Genomic DNA, 18,171 nt, shown 5'->3' with positions numbered 1-18,171 from the left:
TCACTTATGGTCAACGGGTCCTTCACAAAAATTGCGTTAACCAAAGGCCGCAGGAAATGAATATCAAGAAAGGAAATTATTAATCCTTACCTCGCCACCAGTTTCCCGTTCACAATCCTATCCGTATAATCCTGGATCAGCGCTTTGCAATCCTGCATGCCCTTTTGCATTTCGGTGTTGGGTTGCGCGGCCATCAGGTTTTTCTCCAGGCCTTTATCGCTCACGGCAAAAATGCCGGTGAAGTTTTTACCATCAAACAGGTAAGTATAATTACCCTGCATAAACTGATAGATATTCCCCGTTGAGTTGATCACACGTGGTTGTTCATCGGGCAGGTTACTTACTAAACTTCTGCCCCATGAGCGGAATGGCTTATTATAGCCGATCAAATCAACCAATGTTGGGTAAATATCCATTTGCGAGGCCAGGTCGGCACGCACACCTTTAAGATTGTAGGTATTGTTCGCGCTGTAAAACAATATCGGCACAGCAAAACGGTTAACCTGTTTACTGTATTCGGGATAATAGGTTTGACTGGTATGATCAGCAGTGATCACAAAAATGGTGTTATTGAACCAGGGCTGTGCTTTGGCATAATTGAAAAAGATCCGCAGCGAGTTATCGGTATACTGAACACATTTATCAATAGCCAGCGGACCGCCCTTAAACCTCGTTTTATATTTTTCGGGCAATTGATAAGGATCATGCGAGGATAGCGTGAACAGCGTAGCCATAAAGGGTTGTTTCTGATTGCCCAGCGTGCGCCCCATGAACTGAAAAAAATGCTCATCCCAAATGCCCCAGATGCCATCAAAATCTTTATCATCGTTATATTCTGTACGGCCGTAATAGTGCTGATATCCCAAAATACTGCCGAAGCCCTGGAAGCCCATTGACCCATTGGCTGCCCCATGAAAGAACGAAGTTTGATACCCCATGCTATCGCAAACCGACACTACCGACTGGATGTGTTGCTTGGCATAAGGCGATGAGGTGAAAGCATTTTGAAACGAGGGAATCCCTGCCAATACCGACGACATGGCGTGGATTGATTGCCTGCCCGTTGCGTAGGCATTGGTAAATATAAGGCTGCTATTGGAGAGCGAATCCAAAAACGGCGTATAGGATTTAAATCCCGGTATATTAACATCACGGTTCATACTGCCCCAATATTCGCGGGCCATGCTTTCCAGTATAATGATCACCACATTTGGTTTATTAGCAGGCCTGGTGTTGTATTGTTTTATGGGTTTGATGCTGGTGTTGATATAAGCCTCATCAGTCCAATGCTGAAGTTTGTAGTTGTTGGTGCCCAGTGTCCGGAAAATAGCGAATGGGGTGTTCAGCACAATATCACCCTGGTTAGGTACGGTGATGTGTTTATAGGCATCAACCATGTTGATTGGCCGGGTGCTGTGCGCGAAATCGCCCCGGATGCCGCCAATTACCAAAGTAAGAATAAGCAGGAACGACACTATAGATGATAAGAAATATACTTTCTTATCCCTTACCACGGCAGGTTTTAACTTTACCCGGTTATATAACCAGATCCAGCAAAGCGAGCATAATATAAATATGATGATCACATACCAGTAGGCTTCCGAAAAATGGGTAAACAACAGCTTTTTGTTGTTCTCGTCGGCCAATACATCGAGTGTTGCCTTTGTTGAACGTACCTGGCTAAAGCGATAGTAAATAATATCAACAAAGTTGGTAGCGTAGGCGAACAAATTAGTAACAAAATACAGAATAGCCACCCCCTTTTGAAACCCGGGCCGGGTATTTACAGTTAGGGGTAAAACGCTAAGCAGGATGAACAAGCTGTTAATATAAAGCAGAGCCGTAGTATCAAAAGCCATACCATAGTAGCACAACTTAAGCAGCGCCCATAAGCTATCAACCGCAAACAGGTGTGTGTTAAAAGCAAAGAATAATACCCTTGCAATAAAATAAAACAAATACCCCAAAAACAGCCTGTATAAAAGCACTTTATATTCGGCCAACCTCAATTTACTTTCCATGAAAAACACATTGCTTTAGTTTCCCCAAAAGGTTTGAGCGGCAGGGATTGATCAAACCTAATTTTCCCCGGGGAGCTAATAAAAAGCGAAAGTAAAGAAAATAGAATTACAATTATTTAATACTAAATCAACAGTGATTTAATGACATTAAGTTGGCAAATAAGGTACATTGAATATTACGGGCAGAGGCAGGTGAAATGAAATAATGCAAGCATTATTATATCCATATCTCCTCTTGGAAATCTTGAAATCCTTTATTAGCTTTGCAATACAAAGTACTTTTAATTGTCAAACTTTAAAGTACTCAATAACAATTTACCGGGAACTAAAATTATATAATATGGATCTTTTTGTAGATGAACATTCGATAGTGCGCAGGATCTGGGGCAAGGCTGATACCATCCTGTTCATTTTTGCAGGAGCAGCGGCCGAATTTGCCTTAAATAAGGCTGTCGACTGGCTTTATTTTACAGGTAAACTCCCTGCAGATCCTTTAGCGCGCCTGTTTAGCACTGTTGCCTATTCGCGGCAGATCATCTTTTCGGAGCGCGAAGCAGCATTAAAAGCTATTGATAAAATAACCGCCATACATAAAGGCGTTGAAACCGCCCGCGGTTCCCAAATACCCGACCGGGCTTATCGGGATGTGCTGTTCCTGTTAATCGATCTGTCTATCCGTTCATATGAATTACTGGAAAAGCCCCTTAGTGCAGCCGAAAAGGCCGAAGTGTTTAATGTTTTTTATAGAGTTGGTAAACGAATGCAGCTAACAGGCCTGCCATTAGATTATCAACACTATCTGCAAATGCGCAAAGAACACCTTGAACACAACTTAATTAACAGCGCCTTCACTGCCGACTTATATCGTCAGTATAAAAAACACCTTGGTTTTGCCCGGTACCAGATCCTGAAGCAGGCACAGTTGCTAACCGTGCCCACGAAGGTTAGCCAACAACTGCCTTTGGGTAAAACAGCCTGGCTTTGGCCTGTATTAAAAGTATACAAGGCAATAAAGGACCTTAAACCCGGAAAGTTTTTAAGGGATGCCCTGCTGCCGGTGCAATACAAAATCCAGATCCAGGAAATGGACCAGGCATACGCTTTAAATTAATCCATGAAAATAGCTATCAAACATTTCGGGTTCTTCGTACAGCAGCAGGCACTCTCCTGCCTGTTCCCGGTGTTGGTATTTGCCATGCTGGCACTTTCTCACCTGTTTACCGGTATTTTACCCCGGTATGATTTTATGCTGATAACCTGCCTGCTTATCCAGGCTGCCTTATATTATACCGGGATCGAAACAAAGGATGAAGTACTGGTAATTTGCATATTTCACCTGCTGGGCCTGGTGATGGAGCTTTTTAAAGTCCATTATGGTTCATGGACCTATCCTGAGTTTGCTTATTTGAAAATAGGCGGCGTTCCGCTATACAGCGGCTTTATGTATGCAAGCGTTGCCAGCTATATGTGCCAGTCCTGGCGAAGGCTTAATCTGCAAATACAAAACTGGCCTAACCGGTACATCGCCCGCACTATAGGTATTTTGATATACGTTAATTTTTTCAGCAATCATTTTATGCCCGATATACGCTATGGCATAGGTGTGCTGATCCTTTATTTTTTCAGGCAGTCGGTTGTAGTTTTTCATTTACAGGGAAAGGCATACCGCATGCCAACTATCTTATCATTTATGCTTATTGGCTTTTTCATCTGGCTTGCCGAAAATATAGCTACCCGGCTTGGAGCCTGGCGCTATGCCTACCAGCACCATGCCTGGACAGTAGTGGATTATCAGAAAATAAGCTCATGGGCCTTCCTGGTGATTGTGAGCTTTATCATTGTTGCCGAATTGAAATTATTAAAAGAGAGCTCGAAGCCGTCGCCGGTATTATCGATTTAAACAATGCCTGCTTCATTAATTTCATGCAAAGACGCTAAGCCGCAAAGGGACTTCATTCTTAAAACTTTTAATATCTAAAGCCCTCGGCACTTGATTTACTCCTCTTTCCTAAATCCGAAGTCGAAATTCCCAAATCCGAAATCATAATTCTCTGATCACCCGGCATGGATTTCCAGCAGCAACTACATTTGCCGGAATATCTTTGGTCACTACACTTCCTGCACCTATTGTCGTATTATCGCCTATGGTAACTCCTGGGCAAACAATTACACCACCACCCAGCCACACGTTATTGCCAATAGTAATAGGTGCTGCATATTCAGGGCCTTTGATCCGTTCGGCTGCTATTACCGGGTGATAGGCTGTATAAAGCTGAACATTGGGTGCCAGGAACACGTTATTACCAAAGGTAACGCGGGCACAATCAAGTATAATGCAGTTAAAATTCAGAAACAGGTTATCTCCGGCTATTATATTAAAGCCATAATCACAGTAAAAAGGCGATTGAATATCAATATTGCCCTGAAAGCTTCCCAACAATTGTTTTAACAGGGCCGTTTTGGTTTCCTTGTCATCATAGCTTGTGGCGTTGTATTGTGTAAACAATTGGCGGGCTTTTGCACGGGCGGCAACAAGTTCGGCATCCCCGGCATTATACAATTCGCCGGATATCATTTTTTCGAGTTCGGTCATAGGTAATGTTTGCAGGTACAGGTTATCAATACAAATATAGGTGCTTAAGATTTAAACCGGCAACCCGGCAACAATTTACAACTCCGCTACAGTGCGTTGTAAATTACCAGGTCATTTCCTTCAATAGGTGTGGTTAAGGTGTCCGGCTCATGACTCATTTCAAATTTCAAAAACTATTCCCCTTTCATTAAGTTATATTAATAGTTAACTTTTCATAAATAAAAAGAAAAAAATATGAAAAATTTAAGAATAACAGCCGCAGCTATTGCCCTGTCATTAGCCGGCTCATTTGCTTTAGCCAACGGCCACCAAACCCAAAATACAGGTGTATCAGTAACAAAACACACAATGACAACTGATACTGTGCCAGGTAAGGATAAAAAGAAACCAAAAACACCGGTACCAACACCAAAACCAACAGATCCGGCGCCAAATCCAACACCAACTCCTACACCAATACCTACCGATCCGAACCGGGCGCCAAATCCAACTCCTGCGCCGACACCGACACCGACACCAAACCCTTCACCTACACCTACACCTAATACCCCTAACCCGGTACCGCAGCCAAACACGCCTAACCCTATACCAAATACGCCGAGCCCAACAACACCAAGCCCGACACCTAATCCGTCGAGCCCAACCAGGCCAGCAAGTCCTGGTCAATAATTAAGGGTTGGTTTTAAAGCATGAACGCCCCGGGATATTGCAACCCGGGGCGTTCATGTTATATAATTTCTAACTGTATTTAATTACTCACCTGGGTAAAGGTATAAGGCAAATTAGTGAACGTACCACCTAATATCTGCGATGTTTCAATAGAGGCGATGGTACCATCATCATTATAATTTACTTTTTTGGTGGTCATGCTATAGGTACCGGTTATCACATTTTTTGATGGATCTATAGAAGTAATTATAATCGAACCCGAACCCGGCTCAACCACACCCACCTGGGTGTAAGTTGTGCCGCTTGTTGATGTAAAGTAAGCCATATTTACCCTGTTGGTAGCATCGACCTTATAAGTAGACAGCGGAAAAGTATTTACGTTAGTAGCATTAGCATCACTTAAAGTAATTGTCCATTTTACGCGTTTCAGATCTGTTGTACCTACTACGTTAAATGATTTTGTGTTAGCATTCGCATCATAATTTATGGTAGCGGTAACATCATCAGGGATCCATGATGTACCATTTATAGTAGCGGCAAGTATTTGGTCGGAAGTAGTGGAAGCAGAAGTAACAACGTCCTTTTTACAGCCCTGGAATATTATAGCTGATAAAACGAACAGCATTAATAGTTGGATTTTCCTCATATATAAATTTTATGCAAATAACGATGTTTAAGAAGTAATAATCACAACCGAAATTACTTTTTTCACATATTTTAACATTCGCCGGTGCGGCGACTTTCAATAGTTAAGCCCCAATTATAATACAATTCATTTTATTTAACCATATTAGACCGAAATTTTTAAACATGATCAACGTAAACGAATATTTTGAAGGTGCCGTTAAATCACTGGCATACACTACCCCGCAAGGGCGCTCAACCATTGGCGTTATTGAACCCGGCGAATACGAATTTGGCACATCAAGTCACGAAACCATGACCGTAATTGAAGGCGCACTCGAAGCCTTATTACCCGGCCAAAGCCAATGGCAAACTTTTACCAACGGACAAACTTTTGAAGTTGAAGCTAATACTTCATTTAAAGTAAAAACCGGGGTGCAGAGTTCGTATTTGTGTACTTACAGATAGTTGATTTTGTCTGAACTCGAATTGAACGAATTTTGAAAATTTATAGAATTTGCATAGCATCATATTAATTCCTTAAATGCTATAAATTCGGGTTCAGACAATAATTCGAAATCAAAAGTTATCACGTGGTTTTTTAAAATATATCGACTCCCTGGGCTTTATCTATACCTTGATAAGAGATCTTTCAAAATTCTACTTTCGGACTTGCCGACTTACCGACCTCGGACTTTTCCATTCTCAAATCCCACTAATCACATAGAGAAACACCACAAAATTTAATTTGGTTATAGCTAAAAAGTCAGCTTTAATAAATGTATTGCACAAGTTTGGTATAACTTTATATTGATTCTAAATAATTTTTTTCGTACTTTCATTTTGTACATCATAATATTTGTCTCTTTTTGTTGAGATAATGTTAAATAATTATGATTTAAATAATTGATTTTTTAGAAATCTTTAAAAATTACCGTAAATTTTATAATTTATTTGAGTTTTGGTAACTTCGTGGTTACACCCCTTATAAAATTGTAAACGGTTTAATTTAAACAATGGATCAAACTGATAGCCACCAGGGTCTTTACAGACCGGAATTTGAACACGATTCGTGCGGAACGGGATTTATAGCCAATATCAACGGTCATAAAACCAACCAAATTATTGATAACGCGTTAACCATGCTCGAAAACATGGAACACCGCGGTGCGTGCGGATGCGACCCCGAGAGCGGGGACGGTGCGGGCATTTTAATACAATTGCCCCATGAGTTTTTAATGGAAGAATGCTCAAACCTTGAGATCAGCCTGCCGGAACCCGGCGAGTATGGTGTAGGTATGATATTTTTACCTAAAGATTCGGCCCAGAAAAAGGCCTGCCGTACCATTATTAACAACGCTATTGAAAAATTAGGTTTACATAAACTGGGCGAGCGTAAGCTTACCGTTGATTCATCGGTTATTGGTGAAACAGCCCGCCAGGCCGAACCTGATATTGAGCAAATTTATATTGCAAGGCCGCATCATATTACCAACGCCGATGATTTTGAACGCAAGCTGTTTGTGCTCAGAAGGTATATCAACAAAACCATTACTGAAACGGTAGCCGGCGCTTCTGATAACTTTTATTTTACATCGTTAAGCTGTAAAACAATTATTTACAAAGGCCAGCTTACTACCTACCAACTGCGTAAATACTATACCGATCTTTCAGATCCGCGTATTGCATCGGGCTTTGCCATGATCCACTCGCGTTTCTCTACCAATACTTTCCCTTCATGGAAACTGGCCCAGCCATTCCGCTTAATTGCGCATAACGGCGAGATCAATACCCTTACAGGTAACTTAAACTGGTTTTATGCCGGCCTGAAATCATACGCTTCGTCATACTTTACTGCCGAAGAAATGGACATGCTGTTGCCGGTGATCGATAACAACCAGTCGGATTCTGCCTGTCTGGATAATATCATTGAAATATTGCTGCATTCCGGCCGTTCATTACCGCACGTAATGATGATGCTGGTACCTGAGGCATGGGATGGCAACGAAGCCATGGATCCGCTTAAAAAGGCATTCTATGAATTCCACGCTACCCTGATGGAGCCATGGGACGGCCCTGCCGCCATCACCTTTACCGATGGTAAACTTGTAGGTGCCCTGCTTGACCGTAACGGCCTGCGCCCATTGCGTTATGTAATTACCAATGATGGCCGCGCCATTGCAGCCTCAGAAGCCGGTACTTTAGCTATCGACGAAAGCACCGTTTTACGCAAAGGCCGTTTGCAGCCTGGTAAAATGCTGTTGATCGATACTGAAAAAGGCCGCATCATCACCGATGAGGAGATCAAGAAACAAGTTGCTTCACAGCAGCCATACGGCCGCTGGCTGGAAAATTATAAAATTAACCTGAGCGAGCTTTCAGAACCGCGCCTGGCTTTCGCCAGCTTGTCTGAAGCTTCGGTTTACCGTTATCAGCAGGTTTTTGGTTACAGCCGTGAGGATATCGACACCATTATTAAACCGATGGCCCTTGACGGCAAGGAACCTGTAGGTTCAATGGGTACCGACGTGCCTTTGGCTATCCTTTCTGATAAACCTCAGCACCTGTCAAGCTATTTCAAACAATTCTTCGCACAGGTTACCAACCCGCCAATCGATCCTATCCGTGAGCGTCTGGTAATGAGCCTTGCTACCTTCATCGGTAACAATGGCAACCTGTTGGATGAAGATAAAATGCATTGCCATTGCGTGGTATTGAAACACCCGATATTAAAAAACCACCAGTTGGAAAAGCTGCGCAGTATCGATACCGGCCTGTTCCACGCCAAAACACTGCAAACATACTTTAAGGCTGATGGCCTGCCAGGTTCACTGGAAAAAGGTATCGCGCGCCTTTGCCGTTACGCCGAGGATGCTGTTGACGACGGCTTCGAAGTATTGATCCTTTCGGATCGTGCGGTTGATTCTGAGCACGCCCCTATCCCTACCCTGTTAGCTGTATCTGCAGTACACCACCACCTGATCCGCAAAGGCCGTCGTGGTGCTGTAGGCCTGGTTGTTGAAACCGGCGATGCATGGGAAGTTCACCACTTTGCCTGCTTACTGGCTTTCGGTGCAACTGCTATCAATCCATACCTTGCGCTTTCAACCATCGAAACGCTTAAGGACAATGGCAGCCTTGAAACCAGCTACGATATCAAAAAACTGCGTAATAACTACGTTAAATCTATTAATGACGGCTTACTGAAGATCTTCTCAAAAATGGGGATCTCCACATTGCAGTCATACCACGGTGCACAGGTATTCGAGATCCTTGGTTTGAACAAAACCGTAGTTGACAAATACTTCCACGGCGCGGTTACCCGTATAGGCGGTTTAGGCCTTGACGAAATTGCCCGCGAAGCACTTTGCAAACACAAAATGGGCTTTGAGGCCAAAGGTGCTGATAACCTGCTGCCCGAAGGTGGTATTTACCAGTGGAAACGCCGCGGCGAAGCCCACTTGTTTAACCCTACTACCGTTCACCTGTTGCAGCATGCTACACGCAGCAACAGCTACGAGGTATATAAAAACTATGCTAAGGTGGTTAATGAGCAAACTGAAAAGCATTTTACCATTCGTGGCCTGCTTGATTTTGCCCACCACCGCGAATCTATCAGCATTGATGAGGTTGAACCTGCAGAAAGCATCATGAAGCGTTTTGCTACAGGTGCCATGTCATTCGGCTCTATCTCGCACGAGGCGCACAGTACCATGGCTATTGCCATGAACCGCATTGGCGGCAAAAGCAACACCGGCGAGGGCGGTGAGGATGAAATGCGCTATGACAAATTGCCAAACGGCGATTCATTGCGTTCGGCTATCAAACAGGTAGCATCGGGCCGTTTTGGGGTAACTTCAAACTACCTTACTAACGCCGACGAACTACAGATAAAAATGGCACAGGGTGCTAAACCAGGCGAAGGTGGTCAGCTGCCGGGCCACAAGGTTGACGACTGGATCGCTAAAACCCGTCACTCTACCCCGGGTGTAGGTTTGATCTCGCCTCCGCCGCACCACGATATTTACTCTATCGAAGATTTGGCACAGCTTATCTTCGACCTTAAAAATGCCAACCGTGCTGCCCGTATCAACGTTAAATTGGTATCAAAAGCCGGTGTAGGTACAATTGCGGCAGGTGTTGCCAAAGCTCATGCCGATGTGATCCTGATCGCCGGCTACGACGGTGGTACTGGTGCATCACCGATAAGCTCTATCAAACATGCAGGTTTACCATGGGAGCTTGGCTTAACCGAAGCTCACCAAACACTGGTACGCAATAAACTGCGCAGCCGCGTGGTATTGCAAACAGATGGACAGCTGAAAACCGGCAGGGATTTGGCTATCGCAGCCCTGATGGGTGCCGAAGAATGGGGTGTTGCTACTGCGGCCCTTGTTGCAGGCGGTTGTATCATGATGCGTAAATGCCACCTGAACACCTGCCCTGTAGGTGTTGCCACCCAGGACCCTGAATTGCGTAAATTATTCTCGGGCAAACCTGAGCACGTTGTTAACCTGTTCCGCTTTATGGCCGAAGAGTTACGTGAGATCATGGCCGAACTTGGTTTCCGCACCATTCATGAAATGGTTGGCCGCGTACAGTTCCTGAAAGTGAAAGATAACCTGCAAAGCTGGAAAGCCAAAAAGATCGACTTGAGCGGCATCCTGCACCCGGTTACCAACACTAAAGGCATGACCCTGTACAACAGCGAATCACAGGATCATGGCATGGCCGATATCCTTGACTGGAAATTGTGGGAGACTGCAAAACCGGCCATTGAAGATAAAACCCCGGTATTTGCCTCATTTGATGTGATCAACGTTAACCGTACCATTGGTACCCTATTATCAAACGAGATTTCAAAAGTATATGGTTCCGCGGGTTTACCTGATAATACCATCAACTATAAATTCAAAGGTTCGGCAGGTCAAAGCTTTGCTGCTTTTGCTACCAAAGGCGTATCATTTGAGCTGGAAGGCGAAGCTAATGACTATGTGGGCAAAGGCCTTTCAGGCGCTCAAATTGCAGTATACCAGCCAGCCAATGCAACCTTTATCCCCGAAGAAAATATCATCATCGGTAACGTAGCCCTTTATGGAGCTACATCTGGTGAGTTATTCATCGGTGGTATGGCCGGCGAACGTTTCGCGGTGCGTAACTCAGGTGCTACAACCGTTGTTGAAGGCATAGGAGATCACGGTTGCGAATACATGACTGGTGGCCGTGCATTGATTCTTGGTAAAACGGGCCGCAACTTTGCAGCCGGCATGAGCGGCGGTATAGCCTGGGTTTATAACCCCGAAGGCACCTTTGCCGAAAACTGCAATACCGAAATGGTTGACCTTGACCCGCTGAGCGTGCAGGATGAAGAACAGATCCTTACCCTGCTGCGTAAGCACATCAATTTAACAGGCAGCAAGCTTGCACAAAAGATCCTGAACAACTGGAACGAAGCATCAACCCAGTTTGTAAAGGTATATCCGAGAGAGTATAAAAAAGTATTAGAGAAATCACAATATCAAACTATAGGCTAAGAAATGGGAAAACCTACAGGATTTCAGGAGTTTAATCGTGAACTTCCATCAAAAGTTCCGGCTGCTGAACGCGTTAAGAACTATAACGAATTTGTTAATTTATATACCGAAGAGAAGCTTAACCAGCAATCGGCAAGGTGTATGAATTGCGGGATCCCTTTCTGCCATTCAGGATGCCCGCTTGGTAATATCATCCCTGAGTTTAACGATGCCGTGTATCGTAAAAACTGGGAAGAAGCTTACCATATATTATCATCAACCAATAACTTCCCCGAGTTTACAGGCCGCATCTGCCCGGCCCCATGCGAATCGGCATGTGTATTAGGCATTAACAAGCCGCCTGTTGCTATTGAGGAAATTGAGCGCCATATCATCGAGATCGCTTACGAGAAAAACCTCGTAAAACCAACTGCGCCGCTTGTTAAAACAGGCAAAAAGGTAGCCGTTGTAGGCTCAGGCCCTGCAGGCCTTGCCGCTGCTGCCCAATTGGTGAAAGTTGGCCATACCGTTACCGTTTACGAACGTGATGACCGTGCAGGTGGTTTATTGCGTTACGGGATTCCCGATTTTAAATTAGAGAAATGGGTTGTTGAGCGTCGTGTTGAGGTAATGGAGAAGGACGGCGTTGTATTTAAATACAACAGTGAGGTTGGTGTAAATGTCGCTGCGGATGAACTGGTACGTAATAACGATGCCGTGATTTTAGCAGGAGGTTCCACCATACCGCGTAACCTGAACATCCCCGGCAGGGAATTAAAAGGCATCCATTTTGCAATGGACTTCCTGAAACAGCAAAACAAACGCGTAAGCAATATTGATGTTACCGTAGAAGAGATTATAGCTACCGGTAAAGATGTAGTGGTGATTGGCGGTGGTGATACCGGCTCGGACTGTGTAGGTACTTCAAACCGCCAGGGTGCAGCATCCATCAAACAATTTGAAGTGATGTTTCAGCCACCGGCACAGCGTACACAACACATGCCATGGCCTACCTACCCAATGGTACTGAAAACCACCAGCTCGCACGAAGAAGGCGCCGACCGTTTCTGGGGCGTTAATACCTTAGAGTTTTTAGGCGACGAACAGGGCAACCTGCGTGCACTGAAAGTAGTTGACGTTGAATGGGAGCAAGACTTTATGGGTCGCCCGGTTAAATTCCATGTGGTTGAAGGCTCTGAGCGTGAAATTCCTTGTCAGCGTGTATTCCTGGCTATGGGTTTTTTACACCCGCAGCATGATACTTTCATCAGCCAGCTTGGTGTTGATCTTGACGAACGTAAAAACGTTAAAGCCAAAGAAGGTGTTTACCGCACCAACGTAAGCAAAGTGTTTACAGCAGGGGATATGCGCCGCGGACAATCACTGGTTGTTTGGGCCATCTCTGAAGGCCGCGAAGCCGCCCGCAAGGTCGACGAGTTTTTAATGGGACACTCCCTGCTGGAAAGCAAAGACGCCGTTAACCAGTTTGACCAGGTGTTTTAGTGTCAGTGACCGGGAGATTAGAGGTTCAGCAGATATCTCTTTATCATATTGTTTTAATTATAAAGCCGGGCGTTTTGCCCGGCTTTGTTGTTTTTTGTTTCTCAAAAGGCCTTATATAAGGCTTAACCAATAGCTCTTTTACTGCTTCTCCAGGTATTCTTTAAGTGATACCCCGGTAATATGTGTCCAGCCGGCAACAAAATTTTCTTTTTTGAAGGCATCCAACGGCGGGAATGTTTCCAGACCGCTATGGGTGAGGATTAATTTAGTGCCCTCCCCTTCCGAAGAAAGCTCCCACGTAACTTCCGAATTACCTTCGTAGCCATCGTATCGCCAGGTATAAGCAATGGTTTTGCCCTCAACAACTTTAGTTACCCGACACAGGTGACGGTATTGAAAATTATCTTTGTCTCCTGCCGTAAATTCAAATTCAAAACCTACTTCGGGTTTAAATTCGGCAAGGTCAAAATACCATTCTTTCATTTTTTCTCTAACGGTGATAGCTTCCCATACTTTTTGAATGGGTGCTGAATAAACACGTTCAATTACAAATGGTTGTGTGCTCATAGTTTGTTGTTTTTATGGTTATCTGTGTTTTGTTCGCCGGTTAAAAAAGCGTCGAGTGCATCCAGTTTCTGTGTCCAGAACCAGCGGTATTGCTCAGCCCAGTCGGTAACCTGTTTGAGTTGCTTCAAGTCGGCATGACAATAACGTTCCCTTCCCTGCTGTTTGATAACAAGTAAACCGCATTCGGTTAAAATTTTTATGTGTTTGGATACAGCCGGCCGGCTGATATCAAAATTATCGGCCACGGCATTAAGGTTCATTTGCCGGCTGGCCAGCAGGTTAATGATCTCACGGCGGGTTGGGTCGGCAATGGCCTGGAAAACATCTCTTCGCATAGTAAATGAACGGACATGTGAAACCGTTCGGTTACAAATATAAATGAAACCATTTGGTTACACAATATTTTTTTAATTTTTATCGAAGGGACGCATCACAGGCATCTACCACATACCAGGCATCCCGATTTATTGCTATATGCTCATTTTCAAACGCATGCAATACATCTCGATCATAAATCAATTATCGATTCACTAAATACGGATATGTGGCAGCAAACAGTAACACTTATGCAATAGGTAATTTTACGTAGTGAAAATTGGGTGATTATACCTATTTCGGGGTATTGTTTTTTGCCATATTTTTATCGCACCTGAACATTTAATGTAAATAACACAATGGCAGTACGCATAGTATGTATAAAAACCGATACCAGGCCGCATGAAAATCCTTATGTGGCTATCGATGCACTTGAATGGATTAATGAACGGATCAATGTAAAAGGCCTTACCGAAAGATCAAAACTTTATGACTGGATAAAACATGAAGATGGTGAAGCTTACATTATTGATGATAAAGGCAATAAAACCAGTTTGATCCCCGCTGTTTGCCCCGAGGGTAACAAATATGTTAAAACTGTTTACGACGAATCGAAACCCGACTACCTGCTGGGCCTGCCGGAATGTGCCTGAAAAGTTGCTACCAGTTTTTAAAAGGATGAGTGCTTAACCTGGCATTGTAATACCGATCATCGCCGGTTACCTCGGTTGTTACCCATGGCGGCAGTTCAAATTCTTCATCCTCACTACTAAGCTCAATCTCGGCCATCAGCAGACCCTGGTTATCGCCTAAAAATTCATCAACGTCCCAAAGTTTACCGGCATAGGTGATGCGGCAGCGGTATTTTTCCAGTTCGGAAGCAGCAAAGTTATCAAGCAACTGGATGCCATCGGCTGCCGGAATGGTATATTCAAATTCGCTCCGGCTAAAACCTCGGGTGCTGCCTTTTATAGTGATATATGCTTCGGTATCAGTAACCCGCACCCTGATGGTTTTCTTTTCATCGCTAAAAATGTACCCCTGCCTGAAATGAATTGCCTTTGGCTTTGCTATCTGCTGCCATTTCTGCTGATCTACTAAAAATTTACGTTCTATTTCAACTGCCATCAGATTATATCGGGTTTACTCTCAACCTGCAATTTTAGCATTATTTAACATTTGACTGTCGGTAAATATTATATATTTATAATATATCGAACCTATATGCTAATTGCTAAACCTGTTACAAAATTAACCTGCATTGTATTGACTTTGTTTTGCCTTGGCTGTAAACAACGCAACATTGTTAAACACAATGGCGAAAAAGACCTGATCTCCTTTAAGCCAGTTTTTGGCATCGGTTATACCGAAATAGCCCGGCGCTCGCAGAATGGGCTTTCATTCAACAGTTTCGGATACCAGATGGAGCCGCAATGGAAAATGAAATTTGTTTCCAACGATTCAGCAAGCATTTACAGCCCTACAAAAAAGCAATTCATTAATTTTCCGCTTACCCGTGGTTATGACTCTATTTTTAATACAGCCCGCACCTGGCTTAAAGTTAAAACTATGACTAAGGACAGCATGATCATCGAACTACTCAAAGCCTATGGTGATTCTGTTGATACGCGCGGTGCCAAGGTTTACATGGTTTTTTATGCTGATAATTTCATTAATAATGTACTTCATGGCGATATAAGCAAATGCAAAAGCCCGAGCAAAAAAGACAGCATGTACATACAATGGTTAACCGACGCCGCAAATAAAGACTTTACTAAAGCGTTTGCCGCCCGGCAGCCTGTTGAGCTTAAAAGCAAAAGCGCACGAATTACATTTAGCAAACGCCATGCAGAGCCGACCATGCTTAATAACTTCGATACTTCTTACGATTATATGAACCCCGAGTTTGATATTACCATCGATAAAGCCTACAGCAATTTTTACTATTCATTTTCGATATTTGTTGACCCGGACGGCCAAATGCACTACGGCAAACCGCTTACCGCATTTTTGGAGGAAAGCCGTAAAGCTGTTTATATTCATCTTTCAAAAGCGGTAATGGATAGTTATCTTAAATATTACCTGAACTTTATTCCAGGAAGAACACTTGGTATAGTGCATACCAGCGAGATAGCCGTGCATGTTAAAGGGAACAGAGGTGTGCGGATTTAAGTCATGAGATCGCTTAAACGGCTCATTTAGCGTTAATAATAAGTCATATATTTAACAAATGCCTATATGATAACCAACAAACCTATAGCAAGATCAACCTGCATTGTATTGGCTTTGCTTTGCATGGGCTGCAAACAACGTAACATCGTTAAACATAATGGCGAAAAAGACCTGATCTCGTTTAAGCCTGTATCGGGTATCAGCTATACGGAAATAGCACGCAGATCAGCTAATGGACTGTCATTTAATAACTCCGGTTATCAATTAGAGCCGCAATGGAAAATGCAATTCGTTTCCAATGATTCGGCCAGTATTTACAGTCCGACTAAAAAACAATTCATCAATTTTCCGCTTACCCGCGGATATGATTCCATTTTTAATACCGCCCGCACCTGGTTAAAAGTTAAAACCATGACTAAGGATAGCATGATCATCGAAATGCTTAAAGCCGATGGCGATTCGGTTGATACCCGCGGAGCGAAGGTTTTTATGGTTTTTTATGCCGATAATTACATTAACGATGTACTTCATGGCAATTTAAGCAAATACAAAAGCCCCAGCCGTAAAGACAGTCTGTACATAAAATCATTAACCGATATTGCCAATAAAGATTATAATGAAGCATTTGCCGCCCGGCAACCCGTTGAGCTTAAAAGCAGAAGCGCGTTAGTTACGGTTACCAGGCGCCATTCTGAACCAACCATGCTTAATAAATTTAACACCTCTGATGATTATATGCGCCCCGAGTTTGACATCACAGTTAACAAGGCTTATACCTATTTTAATTATTCGTTTTCGATAATTGTTGACACAGCCGGACAACTACATTATGGCAAGCCAATTATCTTTTTTTTAGAAAAAGAACGTATACCAGCGTATAACCATTATTCAACAGCGGTGATGAACAGCTACCTTAGATATTACCTGAACTTTATTCCTGGCAAAACGCTTGGTATTGCGCATAGCAGCGAGATAGCAGTTCATGTTAAAGGGAGAACCGGGGTGTAGGTTTAAATTAAGAAATTATATAAATTCCATTACAAAGCAGCCATTTTTTAGCCGTTTATTGAATTATCTATATCTTTAGCGGCAATGCTATTCATCAATCTAAAAACATTAAAAACAGCAGCATTCGGGCTGCTCATCATCATATCTGCCATTATTTCAGGTTGCGGCAGCGGCCCTTCGGGCAAAAAGAAAAGAGAGTTGATCTCCTTTAAACCTTACAATGGCATCAACTACTCCGAAGTATCCCGGCGTCAAAAAAACGGTCTGTCGTTTAACGAATATGGTTATCAACTGGAGCCGCAATGGAAGCTAAAATTTGTCTCAGACGATTCGGTAAGTATTTTCAGTCCTACTAAAAACGCGTTTATTAATTTCCCGCTTACGCGCGGATACGATTCTATATTTAATGCCGCCCGTTCATGGTTAAAAATCAGGAAGATCAATAAAGATAGCATCACCATGGAGATCCTGATTCAAAAAGGAGACTCACTTGATGTTAAAGGCACCAAAGTATTCATGCGGTTCTTTGCTGATAACTATATTAAAAACGTTTTACACACTGATACAACTACACTAAGAAGGCCAAGCCGTGCCGATACGCTGTTCATTCGTTCATTAGCCGTAAAAGCAAAGGCAGATTACACCAAGGCTTTTGCAGCGAGGCAGCCGGCCGATATAAGCAGCAAAAGCCCGCTGGTAACAGTATCGCGCCGCACTACTAAACCCGATATTCTCAACAATTTCGATAACTCTGATGATTACCTTGACCCTACTTATGACATCGTGATCAAAAACGCATACAAAGATTTTTACTATTCCTTCACTATGTATATTGACGATAAAGGCCGGTTGTTTTATGGGATTCCCCTTGTTGGATTCAATGGAGAAAAAGAAATTGAAGCCGACTACATTCACGCTTCAAAAGCAGTTATGGAAAGCTACTTTAATTTTTACCTTAACGTAAAACCGGGTACAACATTGGGCATAATCCACTCGAGCATGGTGTCGGTACATGTTGAAGGCAAGGCAAAAGCTAAAACTGCAGCTAAGTAACAATTGTGATATTTTGTATAAGTGTATAGCTTTTGGCGTTTAACTTTCACCGATTGGCCAAAGCGGCATTTGTAAAAAAGTGTTAAATAAACCGCCGCTAAAAATGCAATACGGCTAAATGTTTATATTAGCC

16 protein-coding genes are annotated in these 18,171 nt (G+C 43.3%); 10 read left to right on the top strand and 6 right to left on the bottom strand.

Annotated features, from left to right (window positions below):
* Window positions 1-86: 86 nt before the first annotated feature.
* Window positions 87-2,021 carry a sulfatase-like hydrolase/transferase gene (locus SNE26_RS04740; RefSeq protein WP_321558217.1) on the bottom strand — a complete coding sequence of 645 codons (1,935 nt, stop codon included), beginning with the start codon at window positions 2,019-2,021 and terminating at the stop codon, window positions 87-89.
* Window positions 2,022-2,361: 340 nt separating this feature from the next.
* Between SNE26_RS04740 and SNE26_RS04735 the strand changes: the two genes are divergently transcribed.
* Window positions 2,362-3,132 (top strand): oxygenase MpaB family protein, encoded by a 771-nt coding sequence (locus SNE26_RS04735; protein WP_321558216.1) that lies wholly within the window; start codon window positions 2,362-2,364, stop codon window positions 3,130-3,132.
* A 3-nt stretch (window positions 3,133-3,135) separates the two neighbouring features.
* On the top strand, window positions 3,136-3,921 hold the full coding sequence (locus SNE26_RS04730) for a DUF817 domain-containing protein (RefSeq protein ID WP_321558215.1): 786 nt from the start codon (window positions 3,136-3,138) through the stop codon (window positions 3,919-3,921).
* A gap of 141 nt (window positions 3,922-4,062) precedes the next feature.
* On the opposite strand, the gene SNE26_RS04725 is transcribed toward SNE26_RS04730, so the two are convergent.
* Window positions 4,063-4,614 (bottom strand): sugar O-acetyltransferase, encoded by a 552-nt coding sequence (locus SNE26_RS04725; RefSeq protein WP_321558214.1) that lies wholly within the window; start codon window positions 4,612-4,614, stop codon window positions 4,063-4,065.
* Window positions 4,615-4,848: 234 nt separating this feature from the next.
* Here SNE26_RS04725 and SNE26_RS04720 point away from each other — a divergent pair, with 234 nt between their 5' ends.
* The gene (locus SNE26_RS04720) at window positions 4,849-5,283 is read left to right on the top strand and encodes a hypothetical protein (protein WP_321558213.1); all 435 of its coding nucleotides are present in this window, start codon (window positions 4,849-4,851) and stop codon (window positions 5,281-5,283) included.
* Window positions 5,284-5,362: 79 nt separating this feature from the next.
* Here the strand turns inward: SNE26_RS04720 and SNE26_RS04715 are convergent, their stop codons facing one another.
* The gene (locus SNE26_RS04715; RefSeq protein WP_321558212.1) at window positions 5,363-5,929 is read right to left on the bottom strand and encodes a DUF6252 family protein; all 567 of its coding nucleotides are present in this window, start codon (window positions 5,927-5,929) and stop codon (window positions 5,363-5,365) included.
* A 164-nt stretch (window positions 5,930-6,093) separates the two neighbouring features.
* On the opposite strand from SNE26_RS04715, the gene SNE26_RS04710 reads away from it, so the two are divergent.
* The 3 genes from SNE26_RS04710 (at window position 6,094) to SNE26_RS04700 (ending at window position 12,923) form a co-directional block, all read left to right on the top strand.
* Window positions 6,094-6,375 (top strand): pyrimidine/purine nucleoside phosphorylase, encoded by a 282-nt coding sequence (locus SNE26_RS04710; RefSeq protein ID WP_321558211.1) that lies wholly within the window; start codon window positions 6,094-6,096, stop codon window positions 6,373-6,375.
* 548 nt (window positions 6,376-6,923) lie between these two features.
* Entirely contained in the window at window positions 6,924-11,441 is a 4,518-nt protein-coding gene (gene gltB, locus SNE26_RS04705; RefSeq protein ID WP_321558210.1) for a glutamate synthase large subunit, read from the top strand.
* A 3-nt stretch (window positions 11,442-11,444) separates the two neighbouring features.
* A complete protein-coding gene (locus SNE26_RS04700) occupies window positions 11,445-12,923 on the top strand; it encodes a glutamate synthase subunit beta (RefSeq protein ID WP_321558209.1) in 1,479 nt (492 codons plus the stop codon).
* Between the two features lie 138 nt (window positions 12,924-13,061).
* On the opposite strand, the gene SNE26_RS04695 is transcribed toward SNE26_RS04700, so the two are convergent.
* Both SNE26_RS04695 and SNE26_RS04690 read right to left on the bottom strand, forming a co-directional pair.
* Complete coding sequence (locus SNE26_RS04695) at window positions 13,062-13,490, bottom strand: SRPBCC domain-containing protein (protein WP_321558208.1); 429 nt, start codon at window positions 13,488-13,490, stop codon at window positions 13,062-13,064.
* On the bottom strand, window positions 13,487-13,825 hold the full coding sequence (locus SNE26_RS04690) for a metalloregulator ArsR/SmtB family transcription factor (protein ID WP_321558207.1): 339 nt from the start codon (window positions 13,823-13,825) through the stop codon (window positions 13,487-13,489). The genes SNE26_RS04695 and SNE26_RS04690 overlap by 4 nt, the downstream gene beginning before the upstream one ends.
* A 339-nt stretch (window positions 13,826-14,164) precedes the next feature.
* Between SNE26_RS04690 and SNE26_RS04685 the strand changes: the two genes are divergently transcribed.
* Window positions 14,165-14,458, top strand: a complete 294-nt coding sequence (locus SNE26_RS04685) for a hypothetical protein (RefSeq protein WP_321558206.1) — start codon at window positions 14,165-14,167, stop codon at window positions 14,456-14,458.
* Window positions 14,459-14,465: 7 nt separating this feature from the next.
* Here SNE26_RS04685 and SNE26_RS04680 read toward each other — a convergent pair whose 3' ends face one another.
* On the bottom strand, window positions 14,466-14,933 hold the full coding sequence (locus SNE26_RS04680) for a CYTH domain-containing protein (protein ID WP_321558205.1): 468 nt from the start codon (window positions 14,931-14,933) through the stop codon (window positions 14,466-14,468).
* Window positions 14,934-15,029: 96 nt separating this feature from the next.
* On the opposite strand from SNE26_RS04680, the gene SNE26_RS04675 reads away from it, so the two are divergent.
* From SNE26_RS04675 to SNE26_RS04665, 3 genes are all read left to right on the top strand, one after another.
* Window positions 15,030-15,977, top strand: coding sequence for a hypothetical protein (locus SNE26_RS04675; protein WP_321558204.1), 948 nt, complete (start codon window positions 15,030-15,032; stop codon window positions 15,975-15,977).
* Between the two features lie 66 nt (window positions 15,978-16,043).
* Window positions 16,044-16,985 (top strand): hypothetical protein, encoded by a 942-nt coding sequence (locus SNE26_RS04670; RefSeq protein WP_321558203.1) that lies wholly within the window; start codon window positions 16,044-16,046, stop codon window positions 16,983-16,985.
* An 84-nt stretch (window positions 16,986-17,069) separates the two neighbouring features.
* On the top strand, window positions 17,070-18,038 hold the full coding sequence (locus SNE26_RS04665; RefSeq protein ID WP_321558202.1) for a hypothetical protein: 969 nt from the start codon (window positions 17,070-17,072) through the stop codon (window positions 18,036-18,038).
* The last annotated feature ends 133 nt before the right edge of the window (window positions 18,039-18,171 follow it).

This window comes from Mucilaginibacter sp. cycad4, assembly GCF_034263275.1.
GTDB lineage: Bacteria > Bacteroidota > Bacteroidia > Sphingobacteriales > Sphingobacteriaceae > Mucilaginibacter.
Note: the sequence above shows the minus strand (reverse complement) of the source record. Positions and strands in the feature narration are given on the sequence as shown.

Bases quoted from the DNA above. Each gene is read 5' to 3' on its own strand.
- SNE26_RS04675 (WP_321558204.1), top strand. From the start codon at position 15,030: ATGCTAATTGCTAAACCTGTTACAAAATTAACCTGCATTGTATTGACT.
- gltB (WP_321558210.1), top strand. From the start codon at position 6,924: ATGGATCAAACTGATAGCCACCAGGGTCTTTACAGACCGGAATTTGAA.
- SNE26_RS04740 (WP_321558217.1), bottom strand. From the start codon at position 2,021: ATGGAAAGTAAATTGAGGTTGGCCGAATATAAAGTGCTTTTATACAGG.
- SNE26_RS04690 (WP_321558207.1), bottom strand. From the start codon at position 13,825: ATGCGAAGAGATGTTTTCCAGGCCATTGCCGACCCAACCCGCCGTGAG.
- SNE26_RS04710 (WP_321558211.1), top strand. From the start codon at position 6,094: ATGATCAACGTAAACGAATATTTTGAAGGTGCCGTTAAATCACTGGCA.
- SNE26_RS04720 (WP_321558213.1), top strand. From the start codon at position 4,849: ATGAAAAATTTAAGAATAACAGCCGCAGCTATTGCCCTGTCATTAGCC.
- SNE26_RS04695 (WP_321558208.1), bottom strand. From the start codon at position 13,490: ATGAGCACACAACCATTTGTAATTGAACGTGTTTATTCAGCACCCATT.
- SNE26_RS04700 (WP_321558209.1), top strand. From the start codon at position 11,445: ATGGGAAAACCTACAGGATTTCAGGAGTTTAATCGTGAACTTCCATCA.
- SNE26_RS04665 (WP_321558202.1), top strand. From the start codon at position 17,070: ATGCTATTCATCAATCTAAAAACATTAAAAACAGCAGCATTCGGGCTG.
- SNE26_RS04735 (WP_321558216.1), top strand. From the start codon at position 2,362: ATGGATCTTTTTGTAGATGAACATTCGATAGTGCGCAGGATCTGGGGC.
- SNE26_RS04680 (WP_321558205.1), bottom strand. From the start codon at position 14,933: ATGGCAGTTGAAATAGAACGTAAATTTTTAGTAGATCAGCAGAAATGG.
- SNE26_RS04670 (WP_321558203.1), top strand. From the start codon at position 16,044: ATGATAACCAACAAACCTATAGCAAGATCAACCTGCATTGTATTGGCT.
- SNE26_RS04730 (WP_321558215.1), top strand. From the start codon at position 3,136: ATGAAAATAGCTATCAAACATTTCGGGTTCTTCGTACAGCAGCAGGCA.
- SNE26_RS04685 (WP_321558206.1), top strand. From the start codon at position 14,165: ATGGCAGTACGCATAGTATGTATAAAAACCGATACCAGGCCGCATGAA.
- SNE26_RS04725 (WP_321558214.1), bottom strand. From the start codon at position 4,614: ATGACCGAACTCGAAAAAATGATATCCGGCGAATTGTATAATGCCGGG.
- SNE26_RS04715 (WP_321558212.1), bottom strand. From the start codon at position 5,929: ATGAGGAAAATCCAACTATTAATGCTGTTCGTTTTATCAGCTATAATA.